Origin of the sequence: Mesorhizobium sp. LjRoot246, from assembly GCF_964254115.1 — a bacterium.
GTDB lineage: Bacteria > Pseudomonadota > Alphaproteobacteria > Rhizobiales > Rhizobiaceae > Mesorhizobium.
Map to the genome: position 1 here is coordinate 4,185,286 of NZ_CAXUSN020000001.1, position 24,330 is coordinate 4,209,615.

Here is a 24,330-nt window from a genome sequence, read left to right on the forward strand (position 1 = left end):
CATCGCAGGCACAAAATTGCCTGATGGATAGGCGATATGCCTAATTTTTGTGCGGACGCAGGTGCTGGCGCTGTGTAGGCTCCAGCAGCCCATGCCGCTCCCGGTACAGCGAATGACGTGAATTTGCATCCCGGTGTGGCGCGGCTTCGAAATCGTATGAGACCGCTTCGAATCCGCTGAATTGGCACAGATCGTGCTTGATGGAGGCGCAAGCGGGGGCTCACAACCCGTTTTTTTGGCAGTGGAGGCCACTTTTTACATGAAAAAGATCGAAGCGATCATCAAGCCATTCAAGCTGGACGAAGTGAAGGAAGCGCTTCAGGAGGCCGGACTGCAGGGCATCACCGTCACCGAAGCAAAAGGCTTCGGTCGTCAGAAGGGCCATACCGAGCTCTACCGTGGCGCCGAATATGTCGTCGACTTCCTGCCCAAGGTGAAGATCGAGGTCGTGCTTGGCGACGATGCGGTCGAAGGCGCGATCGAGGCCATCCGCAAGGCGGCGCAGACCGGCCGTATTGGCGACGGCAAGATCTTCGTTTCCAATATCGAAGAAGTCGTGCGAATCCGCACCGGCGAAACGGGCATGGACGCGGTCTGACTCGACCGCGCCATCCTCCTGAAAACGTCATCATCAAAAAAAGTCATCACACAGGGATACATGACATGACGACAGCCAAAGACATCATGAAGCAGATCAAGGACAACGACGTGAAATTCGTCGACCTGCGCTTCACAGACCCGAAGGGCAAGCTTCAGCACGTGACGATGGATGTCATCGAGGTCGAGGAAGACATGTTCGCCGATGGCGTGATGTTCGACGGCTCTTCGATTGCCGGCTGGAAGGCCATCAACGAGTCCGACATGGTGCTGATGCCCGACCCGGACACGGTCCATATGGACCCGTTCTTCGCCCAATCGACCATGGTCATCCTGTGCGACATCCTCGATCCGGTTTCGGGTGAATCCTACAACCGCGATCCGCGCGGTACGGCCAAGAAGGCCGAAGCCTACATGAAGGCCGAAGGCATCGGCGACACCATCTATGTCGGCCCGGAAGCCGAGTTCTTCGTGTTCGACGACGTGAAGTACAAGGCCGACCCCTACAACACCGGCTTCAAGCTCGACTCCACCGAACTGCCGTCGAATGACGACACCGACTACGAGACAGGCAATCTCGGCCATCGTCCGCGCATCAAGGGCGGTTACTTCCCGGTGCCGCCGATCGACAGCGCGCAGGACATGCGCTCGGAAATGCTGACCGTGCTCGCCGAAATGGGCGTGCGCGTGGAAAAGCACCACCACGAGGTGGCTGCTGCCCAGCACGAACTCGGCATCAAGTTCGACACGCTGGTCCGCAACGCCGACAAGATGCTGATCTACAAATATGTCGTCCACCAGGTCGCCAACGCCTATGGCAAGACGGCAACCTTCATGCCGAAGCCGATCTTCGGCGACAATGGCTCGGGCATGCATGTCCACCAGTCGATCTGGAAGAACGGCAAGCCGACCTTCGCCGGCAACGAATATGCCGGCCTTTCGGAAAGCTGCCTGTTCTACATCGGCGGCATCATCAAGCACGCCAAGGCGATCAACGCCTTCACCAACCCGCTGACCAATTCCTACAAGCGCCTGGTTCCAGGTTACGAAGCGCCGGTGCTGCTCGCCTATTCGGCGCGCAACCGCTCGGCCTCCTGCCGCATCCCGTTCGGCTCGTCGCCCAAGTCCAAGCGCGTCGAGGTTCGCTTCCCCGATCCGGGCGCGAACCCCTACCTCGCTTTCGCCGCCATGCTGATGGCCGGCCTCGATGGCATCAAGAACAAGATTCACCCCGGCCAGCCGATGGACAAGGACCTTTACGACCTGCCGCCGAAGGAACTGAAGAAGATCCCGACCGTCTGCGGTTCGCTGCGTGAAGCGCTGCAGAGCCTCGACAAGGATCGCGGCTTCCTGAAGGCCGGTGGCGTGTTCGACGACGACCAGATCGACAGCTACATCGAGCTGAAGATGGCGGAGGTGATGCGCTTCGAAATGACCCCGCACCCGGTCGAGTACGACATGTATTATTCGGTCTGAGATTTAATCTCGGACTAAGATTCACTACAATATTCAAGCCCTTGAAAGATTTCCCTCTTTCAAGGGCTTTTTGCTGTGCACCGATGGGCGCGCGTGTGTCGACAGGCCCGCATCGTGATAAACGCGCCTCTTGTCATTGAGCTTTTCGACGATGGTATGAAAGTTTGGGATTGCCCGAGCCACGAACCACCGGCAGCCAGAAACAGCTCGGTCGATGATGAAAATTGAAGCCAGGAGCGAGCGGCGCACTGTCTCAGGCTACAGTGACCGCTCGTCCGGCGCCCCCGCCAATGCCGCCGTTCAAGAAAACCCCGCCCGTCCGAACAGCATCGCGTGACGTAACCCCAAGGCCCGCGAATACGCATGCAGCGCTGCAACATGTCAACGCCGCCGCCCGGGCTGTGGACAGTCGATTTCGTTGCATGAACAGATGCTTATGGAAGAGTTCCGCTGCGGAAAAGTGCCGAGAAATGCCGGTTTTCCGGGCTTTCTGACGGGCGATCGCCGGAAGTCGACACGGCTGCGGCCGGGACTCCGCGCGATTTGCGACCGCCCGAATTGCCTGACTTTTTCTGGGTATGTTCTGCCCGGAATGCGATCTGCCAGGTAACGGCAAAAAAAGAACCCCGGCGCGAACGCCGGGGTCTTCTTGTCATACAGGCCGAAACGCTTAAGCCGCCGCCGAAACCTGGGCGCTCGCCGGAACCGAGGCGATCGTCTTCAGGATCTGCGAGGCGATCTGGTAGGGGTCGCCCTGCGAGTTCGGACGGCGGTCTTCCAGATAGCCCTTGTAGTCGTTCTTGACGAAGGAATGCGGAACGCGGATCGAGGCGCCGCGGTCGGCGATGCCGTAGCTGAACCTGTTCCACGGCGCGGTCTCGTGCTTGCCGGTCAAACGCTTGTCGTTGTCCGGGCCGTAGACGGCGATGTGGTCCATCAGGTTCTTGTCGAAAGCCGCCATCAGCGCTTCGAAATAGGCCTTGCCGCCGACTTCGCGCATATAGGCGGTCGAGAAATTGGCGTGCATGCCGGAGCCGTTCCAGTCGGTGTCACCGAGCGGCTTGCAGTGGTATTCGATGTCGATGCCGTACTTCTCGGTCAGGCGCTGCATCAAGTAGCGGGCCATCCACATCTGGTCGGCGGCTTTCTTGGAGCCCTTGCCGAAAATCTGGAATTCCCACTGGCCCTTGGCCACTTCGGCGTTGATGCCTTCATGGTTGATGCCGGCCGCGAGGCAAAGGTCGAGATGCTCCTCGACGATCTGGCGCGCGACGGAACCGACATTGGAATAGCCGACGCCGGTGTAGTACGGACCCTGCGGTGCGGGATAGCCGCTTTCAGGGAAGCCGAGCGGGCGGCCGTCCTTATAGAAGAAATATTCCTGCTCGAAGCCGAACCATGCGCCCTCGTCATCGAGGATGGTGGCGCGCTTGTTGGATGCATGCGGCGTGACACCGTCGGGCATCATGACTTCGCACATGACCAGCACGCCGTTGGTGCGGGCGGGGTCCGGATAGACCGCGACCGGCTTCAGCACGCAGTCGGAGCTGTGTCCTTCGGCCTGCTGGGTCGAGGAACCATCGAAGCCCCACAACGGCAACTGCTCGAGATCAGGGAACTCGGCGAATTCCTTGATCTGAGTCTTGCCGCGAAGGTTGGGGACCGGGGTGTATCCATCGAGCCAGATATACTCGAGCTTGTATTTCGTCATTCTAGCCTCTCGTTGCTTGATCACCGAACACTGAACGGCGTCGACATGCGTCTGCCATCAGCAGCCGGCTCTGCCGATCCTTAAAATGCAATTCGTGTGCCATTCTTGATCTGGAGGGTGCGGCAAAATTGACGCCGCATTCGTCTGAAATCGACAAGACGTCTAAGCACTGCGTCCGGATCAACCACAGCCAAAGCTTGCATAAATAATGTGCAAATACTGATCTTTTCGTAGGCATATTGCTTAACTTGATTGCAGACCTTATCTTCGGATCAAGTTGAATCGAGAAGGTTCGGCAGAAGAAAGGAGCCCGACAATGGAAATCATTTCCACACGACCGTCGGCCAAGATTCTGATGTTCCCGGCGGCAGTACGAGCCTCTGCCTCAAATTTGAGCGGAAAGGCTAAGTTTGCAGCAGAGCTTGCCTCGCTGCGCGGTGTTCAGGCGGATTTCGGGGACGGCTGGTATCACGAGGCAGCGATCGAGGACGAGAAGCAGGAACGGCAAAGCTAACCTCTTTTGAGTCCGCATTAAAAACCCGGCGCGATCGCTCGCGCCGGGTTTTCTGTTGGTTGTCGAACAGCCCGTTACTGCTTGGTGTGCAGGTCGGTTCCGAGCGTGTCCTTGACGAAGATCATGCCAATGACCAGCGACATCGCCGCGATCACCACCGGATACCAAAGGCCGTAATAGATGTCGCCCTTGTAGGCACTGAGCGCGAACACCGTCGCCGGCAGCAGGCCGCCGAACCAACCATTGCCAATGTGATAGGGCAGTGACATGCCAGTGTAGCGAATGCGGGTCGGGAACATCTCGACCAGGATCGCCGCAATCGGCCCGTAGACCATGGTCACGAACACCACCAGGATGAACAGGATGCCGATCGTCATCGGCCAGTTCACGGCCGCCGGATCGGCGAACATGGCGAAGGCGCCGCCGCCCGGAATGTTGTAGACGGTGACTTCGGGTGCGCCCGCTGCCTCATCGGTGGTCAGCAGCTTGTCCTTGACCGCCTGGTCGATCGGCACCGTCGCCTTCTCACCGGCGCGGATTGCGGCGGCGTCCAGCTTCAGTTCCGGGTTGGCGGCGACAAACGCGTCGAGCTTCTGGTCCGCAACCTTGATCGCCGCGCGCTTCAGCGGATAGCCGCTGTCCTTCAGGGACATGTTGACGGCTTTCACGAAGGCCGCGTCCTTGGCCTTGGCTTGATCGCCAGCGGCGACGGCGTCATAGGAATTCACCGTCTCGTTGCCGATCTTGACCGATGCCGGTGTTCCGGCAGCGGCCGTCGACACCACGTCATAGGGAACCGAGTTCTTGGTCAGGAAAGAAGTCGCGATGTCGCAGGACGTCGTGAACTTCGCCGTGCCGACCGGATTGAACTGGAACCTGCAGTCGCCGGGTGCAGCCGTCACCGTCGCGCGCGTGTTCTGCTGGGCCGTGGCAAGCGCCGGATTGGCAGCCCAGGTCAGTGCCTTGAACAGCGGGAAGGTGCAGACAATCGCCAAGGCAAGGCCCGCCATGATGATCGGCTTGCGGCCGATCTTGTCGGAGAGCCAGCCAAAGACGACGAAGAAGATCGAGCCGACCGCCAAGGCGATCGCGATCATGATGTTGACCGACTGCGCGTCGACCTTGAGCACGTTGGTCAGGAAGAACAGCGCATAGAACTGGCCGTTGTACCAGACCACGGCCTGACCGGCGGTGAGGCCGAGCAGCGCCAACAGTGCAATCTTGGCATTCTTCCATTGGCCGAAGGCTTCCGTCAGCGGTGCCTTGGAGCCCTTGCCCTCATCCTTCATGCGCTGGAAGGTCGGCGATTCGGAGAGCGAAAGCCGAATCCAGATCGAGATGCCGAGCAGCAGGAAGGATACGATGAACGGAATACGCCAGCCCCAGGCAGCATAGGTTTCCTTGCTCAATGAAGCCTGGACGATCAGGATCACGATCAGCGACAGGAACAGGCCGAGCGTTGCCGTCGTCTGGATCCACGAGGTGTAGTAACCGCGCCGATTGTCCGGTGCGTGCTCGGCGACATAGGTGGCCGCGCCGCCATATTCGCCGCCCAGCGCCAGACCCTGCAGCATGCGCAGGATGATCAGGATCACGGGAGCCGCGATGCCCAAAGTGGCATAGCCAGGCAGCAGGCCGACCAGGAAGGTCGACAAGCCCATGATCGTCATGGTGACAAGGAAAGTATATTTGCGGCCGACAAGGTCGCCGATGCGGCCGAACAGCAATGCGCCGAACGGGCGCACCAGGAAGCCGGCGGCGAAAGCCAACAGCGCGAAGATGTTGCGTGTCGCTTCCGGAATGGTTGGACTGAAAAAGGTCGAACCAATGAACACTGCCAGCGAGCCGTAGAGATAGAAATCATACCATTCGAAAACGGTGCCGAGCGAGGAAGCGAAGATGACCTTCTTCTCCTCCCGCGTCATGCCGCGGCTTGTTCCGCCGGCGGTCGATGCCATTGCCATTGAGCTTATCCTCCCGTGTGACCCTTGTCCTCGATGCTGTGCGCCATTGTCCGCGTTCTCCTCCGAACACGGACTCAACGACAGCCATCATGGAAAAAATGACAGAAAGCGCCCGCCAAAGGCAGCGCGTCTTTGGGATTATGACTTTGGTATTAGGTGCACTGCGGGATAAAGCGGAGCGAGGGCGAAACCCGTCAGCCCTTGAGCGCTTCGAGCAGACCGACGGCAGCCGTCATGTCGCGCTTGCGGGCCGCGCGGCGCGCGACGGCCTCGGCGTCCTGTCCCCAATGCTCGATCTGCCAGTCCTCGTCGACATGAGCAGCGGCCCAGGCAGCCTCAGCGTCGAGCTCGCCGAAATCGACAGCCAGCGCCAGCAGCGCCGAGCCGGTCAGCGAGGTCATCACATGGATGGCGGCGAGCCGCAGCGGGTCAGTGCGCTGGGCAAGATGGCTGTCCAGCACGGCGATGGTCTCGCGCGGCTGCTCGACATGGATGATGCCTTCGGCGAGATTGAAGCGAGCCCCAAGAGTCGCCCTCGCCCAGTCGATCACCGGATCCCAATGCTGGTTCTGCCGCTCCACCAGCCCTTGCGGCGCGTCGGCGCGGTAGCAGAGCAGATCGGACGAGGCAAAGCGCAGAACGTCCTCCAGCACCGCCTGCGGATCGCTGGCAACGCCGTCTATCGCGGTGTTGACGAGGCGCATGACCGGCATCGTCACCGGATTGATCACCTCGCCCTGAGCGGCGAACTCATCGGCAACAAGCGTTGCCGCCGCCTCGGTCGGCAGCGCCAGCAGCGCCTTGCCCGGCGTGCGCACCGGCTTGCCGTCGAGATGCACGGCAAAGCCGTCTGCGACCTGCGCGACCGAAACGGTCTTGTAGAAGCGCTTCGGCAGCGGCGTCTTCATCTGGATCTGGGCGCGACGCACCGGATCCGGATCGGAAAGATATTTGCCCGCTTCAAGGTCGTTGAGGATATCACGCATGAAAGTCTCTCCTACACCGGTGTCAGCTTGCGCGTGGGCCGATTGACGATGATCAGGCCGGCGGCAATGAGGCCAAGTGCCAGGAAAATGCGCATGGTCAGCGGCTCGTTCAAGATGATCGCGCCGCACAAAACGCCGAAAACCGGCGACAGGAAGGTGAAACTCGACAGGCCGGACGCCGGATAGCGCCGCAGCAGCCAGAACCACAACACATAGGTGAAGGCAACGATGTAGACCGCCTGGAAAAGCAGCGCCAAAGTCGGCAGCAAGGTCGGCTCGCGAATGGGCGCGCCGGCGAGAGGCAGCACCAATATGCCAACGATTGCCGCACCGGCGAGTTGGTAAAGCAAAAGTTTTTCGGCGCTCGCCTCGACCAGCTTCGACCGCTTGATGAGGATGTTGGTCAAAGCCCAGAAGAATCCGGAGCCGAGACTCAGGAGATCGCCGAACAGCATGTCCCCGCCGCCGAGCTTGTCGGAAAACACCGCGGCAAGGCCGGCAAAGGCCAGCAGCAGGCCGAGGAATTTCTTCAGCGTAATCTGCTCGCCGAGCAGGAAATGGCCGCCGAGCAGCATCCAGAACGGCATTGTGTTGACCAGCAGCGTGTTGCGGGCAACGGTCGTGTGCTCCAGACCGACGTAAAGGCACAGGAACTCGACGCCGAAAAGCGCGCCAACCACTATGCCGGCGAGCAAGGTGCCGTCCCGGGTGAAAAGCGCGATGCCGCGCCACCGGCACCAGGCGAAGACGCACAGGCCGCCGATGATCGAGCGTGCGATCGACAGGAAGACCGGATCATAGCCGGCGTAAGAAATCTTGGCGGCGACGTAGTTCAGCCCCCAGGAGAAGGTCAGGCCGACCATGATGGCGGCGGCAGCCATGTCGATCGTGTCACGCCTGTCGAGCGCATCGGTGGCGCCGCTCACGATCAGTCCTCCGCGCTGGCGTCGTCGAAGCCGATCAGGTTCCAGCTCTGGCGCATGTGCGGCGGCATCGGCGCGGTGACATCAATGACGCCCTTGTCCGGATGCGGAATGATGATGCGGCGAGCATGCAGATGCAGGCGGTTTTGAATGCCGCCGGGGAAATCCCAATTGGTGTCGGCCTCGAAATATTTCGGATCGCCTAGGATCGGGCAGCCGATATAGGCGGCATGGACACGAAGCTGGTGGGTGCGGCCGGTATAAGGCTCCATCTCCAGCCAGGTCATCGTCTGCGCCGCCTGCTCGATGATGCGGTAATAGGAGACGGCGTGGTCGGCGCCCTTTTCGCCATGCGCGGCGACGCGCACGCGGTCGCCGTCGGGCGTCGGCTCCTTGATCAGCCAGGTCGAGATCTTGTCCTCGCGCTTGGGCGGCACGCCCTTGACCAGCGCCCAGTAAGTCTTCTTGGTCTCGCGGGCGCGAAACGCTTCCGACAACTTCATGGCGGCAAGCCGGGTGCGGGCAACAACCAGCACGCCCGAGGTGTCGCGGTCGAGGCGGTGGACCAGCCTAGGCTTCTCGCCCTTCTGGCTGCGCCAGGCCTCCAGCATGTCGTCGACATTGCGGGTGACGCCTGAGCCGCCCTGCACGGCAAGGCCTGCGGGCTTGTTGAAGACAAAGACCTTGGGATCTTCGTGGATCAGCATTTTCGCCAGGACATCGGCATCGCCCTGGTTGCGGATCGAATGACCGGTCAGCGCGCTCTCGCCCTTCTTGTCGACCTCGAGCGGCGGGACGCGGACCATCTGGCCGGGCTCGACACGGGTGTCGGCCTTGACGCGGCCGCCATCGACGCGGATCTGGCCGGAGCGCAGCAGCTTTTGCAGGTGGCCAAAACCAAGGCCGGGGAAATGGGTCTTGAACCAGCGATCGAGCCGCATGCCCGCCTCGCCGGCCTCCACCGTGATCTGTTCAACGCCTGCCATATTTTCTTCGCTTATCCATTTCCCGAGCAAAGCTCGGCCTGCTCTTGGCGCGGCAATAGCACTAAGGCAGGCTTCTTACGAGCCAAAGTCCCAGAAACAGGGCAACAATGGCGCCAATGACGCTGGCAAGGGCATATCCAAACGCCGGCAGTGTGGATCCCCGTTCCCACAGCGTCGCGAAATCGAGCGAGAATGCGGAAAAGGTGGTGAAGCCGCCGAGAATGCCGGTGGCGACGAACAGCCTGAGCTCGTTCGATCCGCCGCGGCGCGCCAAGATGGCGATGAACAGGCCCATGGCGAACGAGCCGACGATGTTGATGGCCATCGTGCCCCAGGGATAGTTAGGGCCGACAAGCCGCAGCGCACCCATGCTGGTGAGATGACGAATGCCGGCGCCGATGCCGCCGCCGACCACAACGAGAAGCAGATTGAACATCTTCGTCTACTGCCCCCACACAGGCGGCCTGGTCAATCCCAATGCAATGCGTGACGAGCCGACGCGGCGGCGCAGACAGTCGATCGCGTCAGGAACCGCCTCGCCCTTGCTAAACCTGATCGTCACCATTCAGGTGTTGCCCAGCCCGGATATTTTTCTCTGAACTCGCTGTATAAGGCATCGATTTCCGCTTTGCTGACCGGGCGCATCTGTTCGTAGAGGTAGCCCTTGACGTCGCCGGACAACCGATATGCCGCGATGCGCTTATATGCGGCACCGATGCCTTTGCCTTCGACAATAGCTTGGTCTGGTATCGTGACACAGAGCTGTGCACCCGATTGCAAATGGGTAACAGGCGGGTCGGTTACGACAACATATTTAGATTTCAACGCTCCCGGCCTGAATTGATCGCGACTATCCACCTGGCATATCCATTCGATGTGAGGATCCAAACCTTTGTTCATCGCAAACAGCAGCCAGTCATTCATGACCGAGCCTGAGGCAAATACCGAAAAACGATCGTCCGGCCGCATTTCTCTAACAAGATCATCAATAAGGCGTCTGTACTCAGACATATTGTCAAGGTGAAGCGGAAGCGTGTCTTCTCTCGCAAACACGTAGCTGACCGGTGACAGCAACTGACGGCCGATCGGAAGAAAAGTGCCCAAATACGCAAACCCAGCGGCAACGGCTATGATGACGGCTGACCATCGCGATCTCAGCGCCGGCATCGAAACGATCGCGACGATTGCCTGGGCGTATGCCGGAAAGAGCCAAAGAAATATTGGCATTGAATGATGACGGTCCGGATCCTGCGTCCGGGTAAAGAGGAAAAAGGTGAGCACCGATGCAACGGCACAGAACAAAGAAAAGCGGTTGCGACGTATGACAGAGATACAAAGGCCCAATATTATCAATAGCCAATTCACATAGCTGAGCCGGGATATTACCTGCTCAAGCTGGGAGGCCAGGGTCGTCTTGTATCCGCTGTAGAGGTCACCATAGCTGGTTCCCAAAATCTTGAGGATCAAGGGTTGCTGTAAGGCCAATGCGGCTCCGGCAACGACGAGAACCGCACACAGGCCGCCTACGCAGCTTTCAGAAGCGCCCGAAAGTCCCGGTCTTTTGCGGCCTGCAATAGGCAAAAAAGGGCCGCCGAAATCCCGATGCCTAGGCCAGAATAGGCATACCAGCGGCGCAGCATGAACGCCAACCACAGATACCCACCAACACGTATTCCGCTGATCACCGGTTGACGGGTCAGGAACCTTGATTTCCAAAGAAAATAAGTCGCTGCGGAAAGCGCCAAACAACCGCCGATATCCGGCCATCCACGAAGCGTCGCCGCCCAGAACGGCGTGTAGAGAAAGGCCGCAATCCATACGACGAGCCAGCTCCGGGATGGAGATGTCTCGGAGACCGCCTCCAGGTAGCTCATCCTGCCCATGAAAAGAGCGGTTGGGACCAGGTAAACCGTGATCACTCCGGCGACATATGAAAGTCTTGAACCGCCAAAGAGCAAGTAAAACGGCATCAGCGGCGCCAAAATCGCCGTGCCGTAATCATCCGCTTCAATGGAGATCTTTATTTGGCGCAACCACCGAATTGGGCTCTCAGCCAAGAGTGCGCCCAACTGGTTGAACGCGTCGAAATAGGCAGCGAAATCCCAATAATATATAGGCTGTTCAAGACCTACGTATATGGCCGCAAGAGCAACGCCAAGCAAAACCGTGCATAGGTACGTTTTTGCCCAGAATATAAGATTTTCGTGCTTCGTCACTTGAGGCCGCCGAGGAATGGAGGGGACAGAACTGTCGAGGCCAAACCGGGGCTATGGCCAGTTTTTACACACACAGGGCAAGCCAAATGCCGCCGGTGGAGCCGGCAGCATCGATGATCTCAGGATCAGGTGGTCTCGGGCTTCTTCGGCTTGGTCGAACCGATCATCTTCCAGTTCTTGTAAAACATGGAATTGATGCGTTCGACGCTCACCGAGACGATAGCGAGCATGCCCGCGATGAGGCGGGGGACCGGGGATGGCCTGATAATGTCCATGAAGACGCAGTAGCGACGCCCGTCATACTCGTTGACCGAGCGATGCAGCAGCGTGTCGTCGAAGATGAACAATGGATTGTCGTACCAGTAGTTCTTGACGTTGCCGCACTCGACGAAAATCTCCGATTTCACCGGGATCAGATTGTAGAGAATGCGCAGGCTGAGCCGCAGCGGGCCGAAGTGCCAGGACGTCGATTCGCGCTTGCTGAAGACGGAGACCGCAATGGTCTTGATGTATTTGAAATCCTTGTTGAACTCGGCGACGTTGTCGATTTTGTGCTTGCCGTACCACTGGTAGACATACATGCCGCGACGGCCGGCGCCGAAATTGGCATCGATATCGGCGATGATCTCGTCCTTGCGCGCCTTGAAGATGTCCAGGACTTCGTTGACCTCGCGCTGATAGTCGGCGGGAAACTGCTCCAGCTTCCAGACACCCGGATTTCGGTAGCACAAGAGATCGACCAAAAGGTTGAAGGGCGAAAGCAGCCAGGTGAACAGGCCGTTGCCAAGGAAATAGCCTGAGAACAGCGACAGATCCTTGCGATCGTTGCGCAGCACATCGATCAGGCCACAGATGATGAAGATCGTCGTCAGGATCGGAATGAAATAGAAGCCAAGGGCGAGAAGCGGGATGGCAATGGCGAATTTGCGAAGGGATTTGCGAAGGTTTTTTGTCATTTTTCCACGCGCGAAGCGCGATCCTGTTGCGAATGAGATGCCAAAATCACGGCAACGACCACCGCCCGGCCGTGCGCCTTGATAAGGTTTTTTGGGTTACCACACAACGGCCCTGCTATTGCGGGCCGGCTGGCTGCCTGGTGAAGCCTGCCGGTATCGGGTCAATGGACCGCCGGCAGGCCAAGCTCGTCCCATTTTTCCCTGGGGACCAGATCGCCAACCAGGAATTCGAAGCCGACGACGCTTTCGCCGTCCCCGGCCAGTTGGCATCTGAACTTCAAACCATACCAGTTTCCGCGGCTGCGGAAAGCCGCACCATTCGCGGCGATCGTGGTTCCAGTGATTTTTTCCTCGGCCGTCGCGTAAGGCACCACCCGCTCCGGCTGATAGTCCGTGCGCCACCGGCGAATCTGATCCATGGCTTCGAGATTGCACAACTGCACCATGCGCTCGTCGGAAGCGAAGGTGGCGAGATCGGCGCGCGCCTGCCCGCTGCGCGGATCGGCCAGCGTCTTGGCCGAAAGCATTTCGGTCGGCCGGATCATGGCTGGCGCGTTGGTCGGTTGGGATACGGGCGGCGGCTCCGCTGGCCTCACCTCGGGCGCTGCCGGCGCCGGCGGCGGCCTGATCGAGGCTTCGACCTGTTGCGGCGTCAGGATGTCGACCGACACCCGCTCCTCCTCCAGCCGTTTCGGCGGCTTCGGCAGCGGCATCGAGGCCAGCATCGCGACGAGCAGCGCATGGAATACGACCGCGGCGGAAATTCCCCAAGGCGAAGCCTCGTTTCGCAGCGTGACGACGACCGGGCCACGCAAGCCGGTTATTCCCGCTCTTTGCGCAGCTTCGCCCAATAATCGAGCCGCTTCCTGATGTCGCGCTCGAAGCCGCGCTCGGGCGGATCGTAGAAGGTCTGGCGACCCATCTTCTCCGGAAAATAATCCTGCCCCGAAAAGGCATCCGGCTCATCATGGTCGTATCGGTAGCCGGCGCCGTAATCTTCCTCCTTCATCAGCTTGGTCGGCGCGTTGAGGATGTGTTTTGGCGGCAGCAGCGAGCCGTGTTCCTTCGCGGCCCGCGTGGCCGCCTTGAACGCGGTGTAGACGGCGTTGGATTTGGGCGCGGTGGCGAGATAGACGGTGGCCTCGGCAAAGGCGAGTTCGCCCTCGGGTGAGCCGAGATAGTCATAGGCATCCTTGGCGGCATTGGCGACGACAAGCGCCTGCGGGTCGGCAAGGCCGATGTCCTCCATGGCCATGCGCACCAGCCGGCGGCCGAGATAGAGCGGATCCTCGCCGGCATCGAACATGCGCGCGAGATAATAGAGAGCCGCGTCGGGATCCGAACCGCGCACCGATTTGTGCAGCGCCGAGATCAAATTGTAGTGGCCGTCCTGGCCCTTGTCGTAGATCGGCGCGCGGCGCTGGACGATGCGCTGTAGTCCCTCGGGATCGAAGATCTCGCCGGATTTGGCAGCCCGCCAGACTTCCTCCGCAAGGGTAAGAGACGCGCGGCCGTCGCCATCGCTCATGCGGATCAGCATGGCCCGCGCCTCGTCATCGAGCGGCAGCGCCCTGCCCTCGGTCTCCTCAGCCCGCGCCATCAGCTTGGCGATGCTGTCCTCGCCCAGCGAGTGAAAGACCAGAACCCGCGCGCGCGACAGCAAAGCGGCATTCAGTTCGAAGGACGGGTTTTCGGTTGTGGCGCCAACCAACACGACGGTTCCGTCTTCCATGACCGGGAGAAAGGAATCCTGCTGGGCGCGGTTGAAGCGATGGATCTCGTCGACGAACAGCAAGGTCTGTCGCCCATTGGCGCGGCGCAGCTTGGCTGCTTCGAACACCTTCTTCAGATCGGCCACGCCGGAAAATACCGCCGATATCTGCTCAAACGCCAGGCTGGTTTCCCCTGCAAGCAGCCGCGCCACCGTCGTCTTGCCGGTGCCGGGCGGACCCCAGAAAATCATCGAGCCTAGCGAACCCGAACCGATCAGCCGGGTCAGCGCGCCGTCAGGGCCGGTCAGATGCTCCTGACCGACGACCTCGCCTAGATTCTTCGGCCGCAGCCTGTCGGCCAGCGGCCGCCCGGGCGGCACCTTTTCCGGTTCATCGACGCTGAACAGATCGGCCATGCACTTCTTTTTCGTTGGAGCATGAGCCCGAATGGACGGGCCGTGCCCTAATAACGCAACACCTGACGCATTATCTGCCCGCCACGCTCGACGGTAAAGCGCCACCAGCGCGTATCCGTCTTGGCCGCCAGTTCCAGGGTCGCCGCGGTATCGATGGCGGTGCCGTTGACCTCGCGCACGATGTCGCCCGGCTGGAAGCCGAAATCGGCGGCCGGAGAATCGCGGTTGATGTCGACCACGGTAACGCCCTTGATGTCGGTGCGCAGGCCAAGCCGCTGAGCGAGCCGGGGCGATAGTTCCGCGACCTTGGCGCCCGAGAACGGGCTGCGGCCATGCAGCGTCACTTCGGCGGCCTTCATGCCTTCAGGAGCGCGCTCCAGCGCGATGTCCATCGCCGCCTGCTGGCCCTTGGTCAGAACCGCGAAATTCGCGGTTGTGCCGATCGACAGCGTCGCCATCCGGTAGTCCAGCGCTTCGATACCCTCGACCGGCTTGCCGTTGAGTTGCAGCACGACATCGCCGGGCTTGAGCCCCGCCTTGGCAGCCGGTCCGGTCGCCTCGACCGACGAGACCAGTGCACCGGTCGGCTTCTCCATGCCGAGCGATTCGGCGATCTGCGGCGTCACGGCTTCGAACTCGGCGCCGATATAGGGTCGCTCGAAGAAATCGAGGCCGGCCTTGGCCGCGTCGGCAAAGGCGCGAACCATGTTCGAAGGAATGGCGAAGCCGATCCCGATCGAACCGCCGCTGCGGCTGTAGATGGCCGTGTTGATGCCGACCAGCTGGCCGCCCATGTTGATCAGCGCGCCGCCGGAATTGCCAGGGTTGATGGCGGCGTCGGTCTGGATGAAGAAGCTGGAATCCGACACGCCGATATGGCTGCGCGCCAGTGCCGAGACAATGCCGCTGGTGGTGGTCTGGCCGACACCGAAGGGATTGCCGATGGCCAGCAGCAGATCGCCGACCTCGAGCGCGTCGGAATCGCCGATGGCGATGACAGGAAACGGCTTGTCGGAGGTGATCTTGAGCACGGCAAGGTCGAACGTCTCGTCCTTGAGCATCACCTTGCTGTCGAACTCGCGCCCGTCGGCGGTCGCCACCTTGACCTGATCGGCGTCCTTGATGACGTGGTAGTTGGTGACCACGATACCGGTCGGGTCGACCAGCACGCCAGAGCCGAGCGAAGACTGGGCGCGCGGTTGCGAGCGGCCAAAAAATTCCTCGAAGAACGGGTCGCCGTCGAAAGGCGACGTCACCTTGGCGGTCTGCGAGGCATAGACGTTGACCACGGCCGGCGCCGTCTGCTTGACCAGCGGTGCAAACGACAGCTGCACCTCCTCGCGGCCGAACGGCACGCGCTTGTCGGGGCCGGACGTGGCGTTCTCGCCCTCGACGCCATGCAGCAGGTCGGTCAGCACGTCGGACAGGCCGGGATCGGTTTTGGTCTCCTCGGCCAATGCCTGCCTGACCACCGGTGCGGCCGCGAACGCCAGCATGGCGAAGAGCAGAACAAGGGACAGTCGGGTGGCGCGCATTCACGAATCCTCCAAGGCGAGTTCGGGGGCATTGTCCCGACGATTGTGCAAAATGAAAGGCTAAGCCGCTGAAATCCGATTATTTTGGGCAAAGACCCCTGGGGCCGACCAGAAAATTGGCTTCTGCCGCCATTTATCGCTTTCAGAAAACAAAAAAGGGACCCGCAGGCCCCTTTGAAGTCATTTGGCAAAAACCGAGCGTTATGCGGCTGCGGAATCCGCTTCGGTGCCTTCGGCTTCGATGCGGGCGCGGTCGCCGGCGCCCTTGGCCGAGGTGTCGCGATCGACGAACTCGATGACGGCCATGGCGGCGTTGTCACCGTGGCGGAAGCCCGCCTTCATGATGCGCAGATAGCCGCCATTGCGGGTGGCGTAGCGCGGGGCGATGGTGTCGAACAGGCGCTTGACGATGCCTTCATTGCCGATCTGCGCGATCACCTGACGGCGGGCGTGCAGGTCGCCGCGCTTGCCGAGGGTCACCAGCTTCTCGACGATCGGACGCAAATCCTTCGCCTTCGGCAGGGTGGTGACGATCTGCTCGTGCTCGAGCAGCGACACGGCGAGGTTGGCAAACATCGACTTGCGATGGCTAATGCTTCGGGCGAAGCGACGGCCTTTGAAACCGTGGCGCATGGCTCTTTTCCTTCTTCAGTTGTTCAAGAGGCCGCGGCCTCTGATGGTTTTCCGCATGACCGTCGGATCGAGCGGCCCACGCCGCCGATCCTTGGAATTCATGCTCAATATTGGTCTTCGTAACGCTTAGCGAGGTCTTCGATGTTTTCCGGCGGCCAGTCCGGCACTTCCATGCCGAGATGCAGGCCCATCGCCGCCAGGACTTCCTTGATCTCGTTCAGCGACTTGCGGCCGAAGTTCGGGGTGCGCAGCATCTCGGCTTCGGTCTTCTGGATCAGGTCGCCGATATAGACGATGTTGTCGTTCTTCAGGCAGTTAGCCGAACGCACCGAAAGCTCGAGTTCGTCGACCTTCTTGAGCAGCGCCGGGTTGAAGGCGAGCTCGGTGACGGCCTCGGCGGCGACTTCCTTCTGCGGCTCGTCGAAGTTGACGAACAGGCCGAGCTGGTCCTGCAGGATGCGGGCGGCGAAAGCCACCGCGTCCTCGCCAGTGATCGAGCCATCGGTCTCGATCGTCATGGTCAGCTTGTCATAGTCGAGAACCTGGCCCTCACGAGTGTTCTCGACCTTGTAGGAGACCTTCTTGACCGGCGAATAGAGACTGTCGACCGGGATCAGGCCGATCGGCGCGTCTTCAGCGCGGTTACGGTCGGCCGGCACGTAGCCCTTGCCGGTGTCGACGGTGAATTCCATGCGGATTTCAGCGCCTTCGTCCAGCGTGCAGATGACGTGGTCCGGGTTGAGGATCTCGACGTCGCCAACCGTCTGGATGTCGCCGGCGAGAACCGCACCCGGTCCCTGCTTGCGAACGACCATGCGCTTGGGACCATCGCCTTCCATGCGGATGGCGATTTCCTTGATATTCAAGACGATGTCGGTCACGTCCTCGCGCACGCCGGCGATGGACGAGAATTCATGCAGAACGCCGTCGATCTGCACGGCGGTAACAGCCGCACCGCGCAGCGAAGACAGAAGCACGCGGCGCAGCGCGTTGCCCAGCGTCAGGCCAAAGCCACGCTCGAGCGGCTCGGCGACCAGCGTGGTCAGCGTCTTCTTCTTCGACGAGAACTCGATCTTGTTCGGCTTGATCAGTTCTTGCCAATTTTTCTGGATCATGGTGCTTTCCTTCCGTTGACCCGCCACCATCCAATCGTGGCGGGCGACCTGGAATGCCGTGGAGGAGCGCCCCAAGGGCGCTCGCGCGACGTTCGGTAAATTGCTTAGACGCGACGCTTCTTGCGCGGGCGGCAGCCATTGTGCGGGATCGGCGTCACATCACGGATCGAGGTGATGGTGAAGCCGGCGGCCTGCAGGGCGCGCAGTGCCGATTCACGACCGGAGCCGGGTCCGCAGACCTCGACTTCGAGCATGCGCATGCCGTGTTCCTGGGCCTTCTTGGCAACATCCTCGGCAGCCATCTGGGCAGCGAACGGGGTCGACTTGCGCGAACCCTTGAAGCCCTGGGCACCGGCCGACGACCAGGCAATCGAATTGCCCTGCGCGTCGGTGATGGTGATCATCGTGTTGTTGAAGGTCGAATTGACGTGGGCAACGCCCGACGAGATATTCTTGCGTTCGCGACGGCGAACACGAGCGGCTTCCTTGGCCATGATAGTCCTTTCAGTTGATCTCTACACCGCCGTAATGCCAGCGGCTCCACCTTTGAGAGCGAGTAGTGAGTAGGAAATAGCGAATAGGGATTCCCTACTCGCTAATGGCTACTCGCTATTCGCTCACTTACTTCTTCTTGCCGGCGATCGACTTGGCCGGACCCTTGCGGGTGCGCGCATTGGTATGCGTGCGCTGGCCGCGGACCGGCAGCGAGCGGCGGTGACGCAGGCCGCGGTAGCAGCCGAGGTCCATGAGCCGCTTGATGTTCATCGAGACTTCGCGGCGCAGGTCGCCCTCGACCTGGTAATCGCGGTCGATGGTTTCGCGGATCTGCAGCACTTCCGCGTCGGTCAGCTGGTTGACGCGACGCTCGGCCGGGATGCCGACCTTGTCGACGATCTCCTGGGCGAACTTCTTGCCGATGCCGTGAATGTACTGAAGCGCAATGACGACGCGCTTGTTGGTCGGAATGTTGACGCCGGCTATACGAGCCATGTTCTTCCCTTCTCCATGTGGGCCGGCCAATCCTCAAAAACAAGGCAGGCCGGCGCTATCTCAAGTTGCCCCGCGTCCGGTGGAGGCCGGCCCATGCGGGAGTTTCCAGTTCAAAGCGGCTGCCTTGCCCTTGCGGACAAGCAAAGCCCATGCCTGATAGGAAGACGGGCCGCCATACCGCAGCGAACCGCTTCCGTCAAGTGCAATCGTTAATTTCCCCGCGTTGCGTCCTTGAGCACCGCTTCGATCTGCTCCGTCACGGCATCGATACCGGCCATGCCGTCAACACTGCGGAGCTTACCCTTGGCGTAGTAGTAGCCAATCAGCGGCGACGTCTTCTTGTAGTACTCTCGCAGACGCTCCTCGAACACAGCCGGATTGTCGTCCTTGCGAACTGGCAGGCCGGCGGCCTGCGCCTCGTCGGCGCGCTTGACTATACGACCAACCAGCGCCTTGTCGTCGACGACAAGTTCAATGACGACGTCGAGGCCCTGGGAGCGATCCGAAAGCATCCGTTCGACCGCGTCCGCCTGCACCAGGGTCCGCGGATAGCCGTCGAGGATGAACCCCTTGGCGCAGTCGGTCTGATCGATACGCTCGGCGACGATGGCGTTGACGATGGCGTCGGACACCAGTTCACCGGCATCCATCACCGCCTTGGCGCGCTTACCGACTTCGGTGCCAGCCTGGACGGCAGCACGCAGCATGTCGCCCGTCGAAAGCTGGGGTATGCCGTGTTTTTCTACCAGTCTTTGTGCTTGTGTCCCCTTGCCCGCTCCTGGCGGCCCAAGCAATATCAACCTCATCTGGCTTTCTTCCCCCCGCGCAGCTTCGACTTCTTGATCAGGCCTTCATACTGGTGCGCAATCAGGTGACCCTGAATCTGCGCAACCGTATCGAGCGTGACACTGACCACGATCAGAAGCGATGTGCCACCGAGGTAGAATGGTACGCCAGTCGCCGAGATCAGGAACTCCGGCAGCAGGCACACCAGCACCAGATAAATGGCGCCGACGACGGTGATGCGGGTGAGAACGTAATCGATGTAATCGGCGGTGCGTTCACCCGGACGGTAGCCCGGAATGAAGCCCGAATGCTTCTTGAGCTGATCGGCAGTGTCCTTCGGATTGAACACGATAGCCGTGTAGAAGAAGGCGAAGAACACGATCATCGCCGCATAGAACAGCATATAGAGCGGCTGGCCGTGGCCGAGCGACGCCAGCACCGTGCTGGCCCATGCCGGCATGTTGGTCGTCTGCGAGAAGCCGGCGACGGTGGCCGGCAGCAACAGCAGCGACGAGGCGAAGATCGGCGGAATGACGCCCGACGTGTTGAGCTTCAGCGGCAAATGCGAGGTGTCGCCCTGGAACATGCGGTTGCCGACCTGGCGCTTCGGATACTGGATCAGCAAGCGGCGCTGGGCGCGCTCGAAGAACACGATGAGCGCAATCACGACGATGGCCAGCACGATGATCGCCAGGATCAGGCCGGTCGAGAGCGCGCCGGTGCGGCCAAGTTCCAGCGTGCCGGAAATGGCGTGCGGCAGGCCGGCGACGATGCCGGAGAAGATGATCAGCGAAATGCCGTTGCCGATGCCGCGAGCGGTGATCTGCTCGCCCAGCCACATCAGGAACATGGTGCCGCCAACCAGTGTGACCACGGTCGAGATGCGGAAGAACATGCCGGGATCGCTGACGATGCCGTTGCCGCCTTCCAGACCGACCGAAATGCCATAGGCCTGAACCAGCGCAAGCAACACGGTGCCGTAGCGCGTGTACTGGTTGATGACCTTGCGGCCCTGCTCGCCTTCCTTCTTCAGCGCTTCCAGCGACGGAATGACCGAGGTCATCAGCTGCATGATGATGGAGGCGGAGATGTAAGGCATGATGCCGAGCGCGAAGATCGCCATGCGCTGCACGGCGCCGCCGGCGAACATGTTGAACATGCCGAGCACGCCCTTGCTCTGCGAGGAGAAGGCCTGGGCGAAGGCATCGGGATTGATACCGGGAAGCGGGATATAGGTGCCGAGGCGATAGACGAGCAGAGCACCGATGGTGAACCAGATGCGTTTCTTCAGGTCCTCCGCCTTGGCAAAGGCCGAGAAATTCAGATTCGAGGCTAATTGTTCAGCAGCCGAAGCCATGCCTGATTCTCCGCTTGGTAACGCTTGATGGCCCTTGAGGTCAGGCGGCGCGTTTCACCGAAGCTCACGAGATAAGCTCCGGGCTCTAAACATGCAAGCGGCCGCGTCGACGCGGCCGCCTCGTTGAGCAGACCAAAGCGCAATCGTGAACAAAACCGGAGCCCACTCTTGCCGATCGCGCTTCAAATTGCCGTTACTCGGCGGCTGCCTTTTCCGGCAGCTTGACCGAACCGCCGGCCTTTTCGATCTTCTCGATCGCGGCCTTGGAGGCGCCGGCGACGTCAAAGGCGAGCTTCGCCTTGATCTCGCCGTCCGAGAGGATGCGCACGCCGTCCTTGACGCGGCGGATGACGCCGGCGGCAACCAGCGATTCAGCCGTCACGGTCGCCTTGGCGTCGAGCTTCTTGGCGTCGATGGCCACCTGGATGCGGGCCAGCGACACGACGGTGAAGCTCTTGGCGAAGATGTTGTTGAAGCCACGCTTCGGCAGGCGCCGGTAGAGCGGCATCTGGCCACCCTCGAAGCCGTTGATGGCGACGCCGGAGCGCGCCTTCTGGCCCTTGACGCCGCGACCGCCGGTCTTACCGGAGCCGGAGCCGATACCACGGCCGAGACGCTTCTTGGAGTGCGTCGCGCCGTCATTGTCACGCAGATCGTTGAGTTTCATCTGAGTTCTCCTGCGCTCTGGCTCAGCCCTCGTCCACGACGCGGACGAGATGCTGGACGGCAGCGATCATGCCGCGCACGGAGGGCGTATCTTCCAGCGTGCGCTGCTTGTGCATCTTGTTGAGGCCGAGCCCGACCAGCGTCGCGCGCTGTTCCTTCGGACGGCGGATCGGCGAACCGATCTGCTCAACGGTGATGGTCTTGGTTGCTTTCTTGGCCATGGTCAAAATCCCTGGTCAGATCGACTATTCTTCAGCCGCAACGGCGGTGCCGCGGCGGGCCTGAAGGGTCGAATACTTGATGCCGCGAGCAGCAGCCACATCCTTGGGATGCATCTGGCTCTTCAGCGCGTCGAAGGTGGCGCGAACCATGTTGTAGGGGTTCGACGAACCCATCGACTTGGCGACCACGTCATGCATGCCGAGCGTCTCGAAGACAGCGCGCATCGGGCCACCGGCGATGATGCCGGTACCTTGCTTGGCAGCGCGCAGCAGCACGCGTCCGGCGCCCCAGCGTCCTTCGACGTCGTGGTGCAGCGTACGGCCCGAGCGCAGCGGCACGAAGATCATGTCGCGCTTGGCCGATTCAGTTGCCTTGCGGATGGCTTCCGGCACTTCGCGAGCCTTGCCGTGACCAAAGCCGACGCGGCCCTTCTGGTCGCCGACGACGACGAGTGCTGCAAAACCGAAGCGACGGCCGCCCTTGACGACCTTGGCGACGCGGTTGATGTGGACGAGCTTGTCCACCATGCCATCATCGCGTTCTTCACGATCGCGGCCGCGGCCGCCATCCCTACGTTCCTGTGCCATATCCTGTTCCTTGTTTTTTTCCGGAAGCACGGTTGCTGATAAGATCCAGTGCCTCTGTGGGTCACCGGGGGCGAAATCATTCCCTTCGCATAATCCTTATCCGAAAAGTCTGCAACTTTTCGGGACCATGCTTAGAAGCTCAAGCCACCTTCGCGGGCAGCCTCGGCGAGCGCCTTGACGCGGCCGTGATAGATGTAGGCGCCGCGGTCGAAGACGACTTCCTTGACGCCGGCCTTGGTGGCGCGCTCGGCGATCAGCTTGCCGATCGCGGCGGCGGCGGCGGTGTCGGCGCCGGTCTTGAGCGACCCCTTGAGGTCCTTCTCGAGCGTCGAAGCGGCGACGATGGTGTGGCCCTTGGCGTCGTCGATGACCTGCACGTAGATGTTCTTCGACGTGCGGTGGACCGACAGACGCGGACGCTCGCCGGCGACCTTCTTGATCTGACGACGGACGCGCTGCGCACGGCGCTGCGTGGATTCCTTGGTACCCATGATGGTCTTCCTTGCCTTCAAAAAACGGGGGCCGCCATATGCGGTAGGCGAAAGCGCCTCCCGCGACCGCTCCCCGCGGCGTTACACTTCTTAGCTTGGTCCTTTCCGAAAAGTCTTCAACTTTTCGGGGCCAAGCCCACTACTTCTTCTTGCCTTCCTTGCGGACGATCTTCTCGCCAGCGTAACGGACGCCCTTGCCCTTGTAAGGCTCGGGGCCGCGGTATTCGCGGATCTCGGCCGCAACCTGGCCGACCTGCTGCTTGTCGATGCCGGTCACGGTGATCTCAGTCGGCTTCGGCACGGTGATGGTGATGCCAGCCGGCGTCTCATAGACGACGTCATGGCTGAAGCCAAGTGCCAGCTGCAGGTTCTTGCCCTGAAGCGCTGCGCGATAACCGACGCCGGTGATCTCGAGCTTCTTTTCGAAACCGTCCTTGACGCCCTGCAGGATGTTGACGATCTGCGTGCGCGACATGCCCCACTTGGAGCGGGCGGTCTTGGTCTGGTCGCGCGGCTGGACAGCGATCTCGCTGCCTTCCATCTTGACCAGGACTTCGTCGTTCACCACGAACTTCAGCTCACCCTTGGGGCCTTTCGCCGTCACGGTCTGGCCGTTGACGGTCGCGGTCACGCCCTGCGGCAGCGAAACGGGTTTCTTTCCAATACGAGACATTTTGTTGTCCTCGTCACTTCTCTTGTTTCAGGTCTCTGTCTTCGGGAACGATCCGAAGACCGGATTCCACTGTGCGGTCAACTGCCAGATCAGAAGATCTGGCAGAGGATTTCACCGCCGACGTTCTGTTCACGTGCTTCGTGGTCGGCCATCACGCCCTTCGGTGTCGAAAGGATAGCGATGCCGAGGCCGTTGGCGACCTGCGGGATCGACTTGGCCGAGACGTAGACGCGGCGGCCTGGCTTCGAGACGCGGGCGATTTCGCGCACGACGGGCGCGCCGTCGAAATACTTCAGCTCGATCTCGATTTCGGACTTGCCGTTGTCGAAGTCGGTCTGGCTGTAATCGCGGATATAGCCTTCAGCCTTCAGCACGTCGAGGACGCGGGTGCGCAGGCGCGAGGCCGGCGTCGAAACGCTCGACTTCTTGCGGCCATATGCGTTGCGGATGCGGGTCAGCATATCGCCGAGAGGATCGCTCAATGACATGTTATGTCCTCCTTACCAGCTCGACTTGACCAGGCCCGGGATCTGGCCGTTATTGCCGAGATCACGAAGCGCGATGCGCGATACTTTGAGCTTGCGATAGTAGGCGCGCGGACGGCCGGTAACTTCGCAGCGGTTGCGGATGCGGATCTTGGCCGAGTTGCGCGGCATGGCAGCAAGCTTGAGCTGAGCGCGGAAGCGCTCTTCCATCGGCTTGGACTGATCCATGATGATCGCCTTCAGGGCAGCCCGCTTGGGACCGTACTGGTCGGCAAGCTTGCGGCGCCTGTTGTTCTTCTCGACTGAGCTGGTCTTTGCCATTTCAGATTTTTC

Annotated in this window: 29 protein-coding genes; 4 read left to right on the forward strand and 25 right to left on the reverse strand. The window is 60.9% G+C overall.

The window, feature by feature from the left end:
* The first annotated feature begins 259 nt into the window (after positions 1–259).
* Positions 260–598 (forward strand): P-II family nitrogen regulator, encoded by a 339-nt coding sequence (locus ACSQ3L_RS20320; RefSeq protein WP_006205430.1) that lies wholly within the window; start codon positions 260–262, stop codon positions 596–598.
* 65 nt (positions 599–663) lie between these two features.
* Positions 664–2,073, forward strand: a complete 1,410-nt coding sequence (gene glnA / locus ACSQ3L_RS20325) for a type I glutamate--ammonia ligase (RefSeq protein ID WP_436161569.1) — start codon at positions 664–666, stop codon at positions 2,071–2,073.
* Positions 2,074–2,743: 670 nt separating this feature from the next.
* Here glnA and ACSQ3L_RS20330 read toward each other — a convergent pair.
* On the reverse strand, positions 2,744–3,784 hold the full coding sequence (locus tag ACSQ3L_RS20330) for a glutamine synthetase beta-grasp domain-containing protein (protein ID WP_436161570.1): 1,041 nt from the start codon (positions 3,782–3,784) through the stop codon (positions 2,744–2,746).
* 316 nt (positions 3,785–4,100) lie between these two features.
* Between ACSQ3L_RS20330 and ACSQ3L_RS20335 the strand changes: the two genes are divergently transcribed.
* On the forward strand, positions 4,101–4,298 hold the full coding sequence (locus tag ACSQ3L_RS20335) for a DUF2735 domain-containing protein (RefSeq protein WP_436161571.1): 198 nt from the start codon (positions 4,101–4,103) through the stop codon (positions 4,296–4,298).
* Between the two features lie 74 nt (positions 4,299–4,372).
* On the opposite strand, the gene ACSQ3L_RS20340 is transcribed toward ACSQ3L_RS20335, so the two are convergent.
* The 5 genes from ACSQ3L_RS20340 to crcB form a co-directional block, all read right to left on the reverse strand.
* Positions 4,373–6,262, reverse strand: coding sequence for an MFS transporter (locus ACSQ3L_RS20340; RefSeq protein ID WP_436161572.1), 1,890 nt, complete (start codon positions 6,260–6,262; stop codon positions 4,373–4,375).
* 194 nt (positions 6,263–6,456) lie between these two features.
* A complete protein-coding gene (locus ACSQ3L_RS20345; RefSeq protein ID WP_436161573.1) occupies positions 6,457–7,248 on the reverse strand; it encodes an ATP12 family chaperone protein in 792 nt (263 codons plus the stop codon).
* An 11-nt stretch (positions 7,249–7,259) separates the two neighbouring features.
* Positions 7,260–8,129: a DMT family transporter gene (locus ACSQ3L_RS20350; protein ID WP_436163490.1), complete on the reverse strand. Its 870-nt coding sequence runs from the start codon at positions 8,127–8,129 to the stop codon at positions 7,260–7,262.
* 47 nt (positions 8,130–8,176) lie between these two features.
* On the reverse strand, positions 8,177–9,157 hold the full coding sequence (locus ACSQ3L_RS20355) for an RluA family pseudouridine synthase (protein WP_436161574.1): 981 nt from the start codon (positions 9,155–9,157) through the stop codon (positions 8,177–8,179).
* A 61-nt stretch (positions 9,158–9,218) separates the two neighbouring features.
* Entirely contained in the window at positions 9,219–9,593 is a 375-nt protein-coding gene (gene crcB, locus ACSQ3L_RS20360) for a fluoride efflux transporter CrcB (RefSeq protein ID WP_436161575.1), read from the reverse strand.
* On the opposite strand from crcB, the gene ACSQ3L_RS20365 reads away from it, so the two are divergent.
* The gene (locus ACSQ3L_RS20365; RefSeq protein ID WP_436161576.1) at positions 9,586–9,756 is read left to right on the forward strand and encodes a hypothetical protein; all 171 of its coding nucleotides are present in this window, start codon (positions 9,586–9,588) and stop codon (positions 9,754–9,756) included. The two genes, crcB and ACSQ3L_RS20365, sit on opposite strands and share 8 nt — an antisense overlap.
* Here the strand turns inward: ACSQ3L_RS20365 and ACSQ3L_RS20370 are convergent.
* The 19 genes from ACSQ3L_RS20370 to rpsN all read right to left on the reverse strand — a co-directional run bounded on the left by ACSQ3L_RS20370 (position 9,716) and on the right by rpsN (position 24,318).
* Positions 9,716–10,624 (reverse strand): hypothetical protein, encoded by a 909-nt coding sequence (locus ACSQ3L_RS20370; protein WP_436161577.1) that lies wholly within the window; start codon positions 10,622–10,624, stop codon positions 9,716–9,718. The genes ACSQ3L_RS20365 and ACSQ3L_RS20370 overlap by 41 nt on opposite strands.
* Before the next feature lie 56 nt (positions 10,625–10,680).
* The gene (locus ACSQ3L_RS20375) at positions 10,681–11,373 is read right to left on the reverse strand and encodes a hypothetical protein (RefSeq protein ID WP_436161578.1); all 693 of its coding nucleotides are present in this window, start codon (positions 11,371–11,373) and stop codon (positions 10,681–10,683) included.
* Between the two features lie 125 nt (positions 11,374–11,498).
* The gene (locus ACSQ3L_RS20380) at positions 11,499–12,329 is read right to left on the reverse strand and encodes an aspartyl/asparaginyl beta-hydroxylase domain-containing protein (RefSeq protein WP_436161579.1); all 831 of its coding nucleotides are present in this window, start codon (positions 12,327–12,329) and stop codon (positions 11,499–11,501) included.
* Positions 12,330–12,490: 161 nt separating this feature from the next.
* Positions 12,491–13,144, reverse strand: coding sequence for a DUF930 domain-containing protein (locus ACSQ3L_RS20385; protein WP_436161580.1), 654 nt, complete (start codon positions 13,142–13,144; stop codon positions 12,491–12,493).
* A 5-nt stretch (positions 13,145–13,149) separates the two neighbouring features.
* Complete coding sequence (locus ACSQ3L_RS20390; protein ID WP_436161581.1) at positions 13,150–14,457, reverse strand: replication-associated recombination protein A; 1,308 nt, start codon at positions 14,455–14,457, stop codon at positions 13,150–13,152.
* Positions 14,458–14,504: 47 nt separating this feature from the next.
* A complete protein-coding gene (locus ACSQ3L_RS20395) occupies positions 14,505–15,992 on the reverse strand; it encodes a DegQ family serine endoprotease (protein WP_436161582.1) in 1,488 nt (495 codons plus the stop codon).
* Between the two features lie 201 nt (positions 15,993–16,193).
* Complete coding sequence (gene rplQ, locus ACSQ3L_RS20400) at positions 16,194–16,625, reverse strand: 50S ribosomal protein L17 (RefSeq protein WP_436161583.1); 432 nt, start codon at positions 16,623–16,625, stop codon at positions 16,194–16,196.
* A gap of 104 nt (positions 16,626–16,729) precedes the next feature.
* The gene (locus ACSQ3L_RS20405; protein ID WP_013531438.1) at positions 16,730–17,740 is read right to left on the reverse strand and encodes a DNA-directed RNA polymerase subunit alpha; all 1,011 of its coding nucleotides are present in this window, start codon (positions 17,738–17,740) and stop codon (positions 16,730–16,732) included.
* Positions 17,741–17,844: 104 nt separating this feature from the next.
* Complete coding sequence (rpsK, locus tag ACSQ3L_RS20410; RefSeq protein ID WP_006205444.1) at positions 17,845–18,234, reverse strand: 30S ribosomal protein S11; 390 nt, start codon at positions 18,232–18,234, stop codon at positions 17,845–17,847.
* A gap of 127 nt (positions 18,235–18,361) precedes the next feature.
* Positions 18,362–18,730, reverse strand: a complete 369-nt coding sequence (rpsM, locus tag ACSQ3L_RS20415) for a 30S ribosomal protein S13 (RefSeq protein WP_006205445.1) — start codon at positions 18,728–18,730, stop codon at positions 18,362–18,364.
* 209 nt (positions 18,731–18,939) lie between these two features.
* Positions 18,940–19,536, reverse strand: a complete 597-nt coding sequence (locus ACSQ3L_RS20420) for an adenylate kinase (RefSeq protein ID WP_436161584.1) — start codon at positions 19,534–19,536, stop codon at positions 18,940–18,942.
* Positions 19,533–20,873 carry a preprotein translocase subunit SecY gene (gene secY / locus ACSQ3L_RS20425; protein ID WP_056588610.1) on the reverse strand — a complete coding sequence of 447 codons (1,341 nt, stop codon included), beginning with the start codon at positions 20,871–20,873 and terminating at the stop codon, positions 19,533–19,535. The genes ACSQ3L_RS20420 and secY overlap by 4 nt, the downstream gene beginning before the upstream one ends.
* Before the next feature lie 193 nt (positions 20,874–21,066).
* The gene (gene rplO, locus ACSQ3L_RS20430) at positions 21,067–21,540 is read right to left on the reverse strand and encodes a 50S ribosomal protein L15 (RefSeq protein WP_352633702.1); all 474 of its coding nucleotides are present in this window, start codon (positions 21,538–21,540) and stop codon (positions 21,067–21,069) included.
* Between the two features lie 22 nt (positions 21,541–21,562).
* Positions 21,563–21,760 (reverse strand): 50S ribosomal protein L30, encoded by a 198-nt coding sequence (rpmD, locus tag ACSQ3L_RS20435; protein WP_006205449.1) that lies wholly within the window; start codon positions 21,758–21,760, stop codon positions 21,563–21,565.
* Positions 21,761–21,784: 24 nt separating this feature from the next.
* Positions 21,785–22,348: a 30S ribosomal protein S5 gene (rpsE, locus tag ACSQ3L_RS20440; RefSeq protein WP_006333394.1), complete on the reverse strand. Its 564-nt coding sequence runs from the start codon at positions 22,346–22,348 to the stop codon at positions 21,785–21,787.
* 131 nt (positions 22,349–22,479) lie between these two features.
* Entirely contained in the window at positions 22,480–22,839 is a 360-nt protein-coding gene (gene rplR, locus ACSQ3L_RS20445) for a 50S ribosomal protein L18 (RefSeq protein WP_023757972.1), read from the reverse strand.
* 139 nt (positions 22,840–22,978) lie between these two features.
* A complete protein-coding gene (gene rplF, locus ACSQ3L_RS20450) occupies positions 22,979–23,512 on the reverse strand; it encodes a 50S ribosomal protein L6 (protein ID WP_023682603.1) in 534 nt (177 codons plus the stop codon).
* Between the two features lie 89 nt (positions 23,513–23,601).
* The gene (rpsH, locus tag ACSQ3L_RS20455; protein ID WP_013531431.1) at positions 23,602–24,000 is read right to left on the reverse strand and encodes a 30S ribosomal protein S8; all 399 of its coding nucleotides are present in this window, start codon (positions 23,998–24,000) and stop codon (positions 23,602–23,604) included.
* Positions 24,001–24,012: 12 nt separating this feature from the next.
* Complete coding sequence (gene rpsN / locus ACSQ3L_RS20460; protein ID WP_013895695.1) at positions 24,013–24,318, reverse strand: 30S ribosomal protein S14; 306 nt, start codon at positions 24,316–24,318, stop codon at positions 24,013–24,015.
* Between the last annotated feature and the right edge of the window lie 12 nt (positions 24,319–24,330).

Bases quoted from the DNA above. Each gene is read 5' to 3' on its own strand.
- ACSQ3L_RS20395 (WP_436161582.1), bottom strand. From the start codon at position 15,992: ATGCGCGCCACCCGACTGTCCCTTGTTCTGCTCTTCGCCATGCTGGCG.
- rpsN (WP_013895695.1), bottom strand. From the start codon at position 24,318: ATGGCAAAGACCAGCTCAGTCGAGAAGAACAACAGGCGCCGCAAGCTT.
- ACSQ3L_RS20320 (WP_006205430.1), top strand. From the start codon at position 260: ATGAAAAAGATCGAAGCGATCATCAAGCCATTCAAGCTGGACGAAGTG.
- rplQ (WP_436161583.1), bottom strand. From the start codon at position 16,625: ATGCGCCACGGTTTCAAAGGCCGTCGCTTCGCCCGAAGCATTAGCCAT.
- rpsK (WP_006205444.1), bottom strand. From the start codon at position 18,234: ATGGCCAAGGAAGCCGCTCGTGTTCGCCGTCGCGAACGCAAGAATATC.
- ACSQ3L_RS20340 (WP_436161572.1), bottom strand. From the start codon at position 6,262: ATGGCAATGGCATCGACCGCCGGCGGAACAAGCCGCGGCATGACGCGG.
- rpmD (WP_006205449.1), bottom strand. From the start codon at position 21,760: ATGGCCAAGAAAGCAACCAAGACCATCACCGTTGAGCAGATCGGTTCG.
- glnA (WP_436161569.1), top strand. From the start codon at position 664: ATGACGACAGCCAAAGACATCATGAAGCAGATCAAGGACAACGACGTG.
- ACSQ3L_RS20380 (WP_436161579.1), bottom strand. From the start codon at position 12,329: ATGACAAAAAACCTTCGCAAATCCCTTCGCAAATTCGCCATTGCCATC.
- rplR (WP_023757972.1), bottom strand. From the start codon at position 22,839: ATGGGTACCAAGGAATCCACGCAGCGCCGTGCGCAGCGCGTCCGTCGT.
- ACSQ3L_RS20350 (WP_436163490.1), bottom strand. From the start codon at position 8,129: ATGGCTGCCGCCGCCATCATGGTCGGCCTGACCTTCTCCTGGGGGCTG.
- ACSQ3L_RS20335 (WP_436161571.1), top strand. From the start codon at position 4,101: ATGGAAATCATTTCCACACGACCGTCGGCCAAGATTCTGATGTTCCCG.
- ACSQ3L_RS20405 (WP_013531438.1), bottom strand. From the start codon at position 17,740: ATGATCCAGAAAAATTGGCAAGAACTGATCAAGCCGAACAAGATCGAG.
- secY (WP_056588610.1), bottom strand. From the start codon at position 20,873: ATGGCTTCGGCTGCTGAACAATTAGCCTCGAATCTGAATTTCTCGGCC.
- rpsH (WP_013531431.1), bottom strand. From the start codon at position 24,000: ATGTCATTGAGCGATCCTCTCGGCGATATGCTGACCCGCATCCGCAAC.
- ACSQ3L_RS20420 (WP_436161584.1), bottom strand. From the start codon at position 19,536: ATGAGGTTGATATTGCTTGGGCCGCCAGGAGCGGGCAAGGGGACACAA.
- rplF (WP_023682603.1), bottom strand. From the start codon at position 23,512: ATGTCTCGTATTGGAAAGAAACCCGTTTCGCTGCCGCAGGGCGTGACC.
- rplO (WP_352633702.1), bottom strand. From the start codon at position 21,540: ATGAAACTCAACGATCTGCGTGACAATGACGGCGCGACGCACTCCAAG.
- rpsE (WP_006333394.1), bottom strand. From the start codon at position 22,348: ATGGCACAGGAACGTAGGGATGGCGGCCGCGGCCGCGATCGTGAAGAA.
- ACSQ3L_RS20355 (WP_436161574.1), bottom strand. From the start codon at position 9,157: ATGGCAGGCGTTGAACAGATCACGGTGGAGGCCGGCGAGGCGGGCATG.
- rpsM (WP_006205445.1), bottom strand. From the start codon at position 18,730: ATGGCTCGTATAGCCGGCGTCAACATTCCGACCAACAAGCGCGTCGTC.
- ACSQ3L_RS20390 (WP_436161581.1), bottom strand. From the start codon at position 14,457: ATGGCCGATCTGTTCAGCGTCGATGAACCGGAAAAGGTGCCGCCCGGG.
- ACSQ3L_RS20345 (WP_436161573.1), bottom strand. From the start codon at position 7,248: ATGCGTGATATCCTCAACGACCTTGAAGCGGGCAAATATCTTTCCGAT.
- crcB (WP_436161575.1), bottom strand. From the start codon at position 9,593: ATGTTCAATCTGCTTCTCGTTGTGGTCGGCGGCGGCATCGGCGCCGGC.
- ACSQ3L_RS20330 (WP_436161570.1), bottom strand. From the start codon at position 3,784: ATGACGAAATACAAGCTCGAGTATATCTGGCTCGATGGATACACCCCG.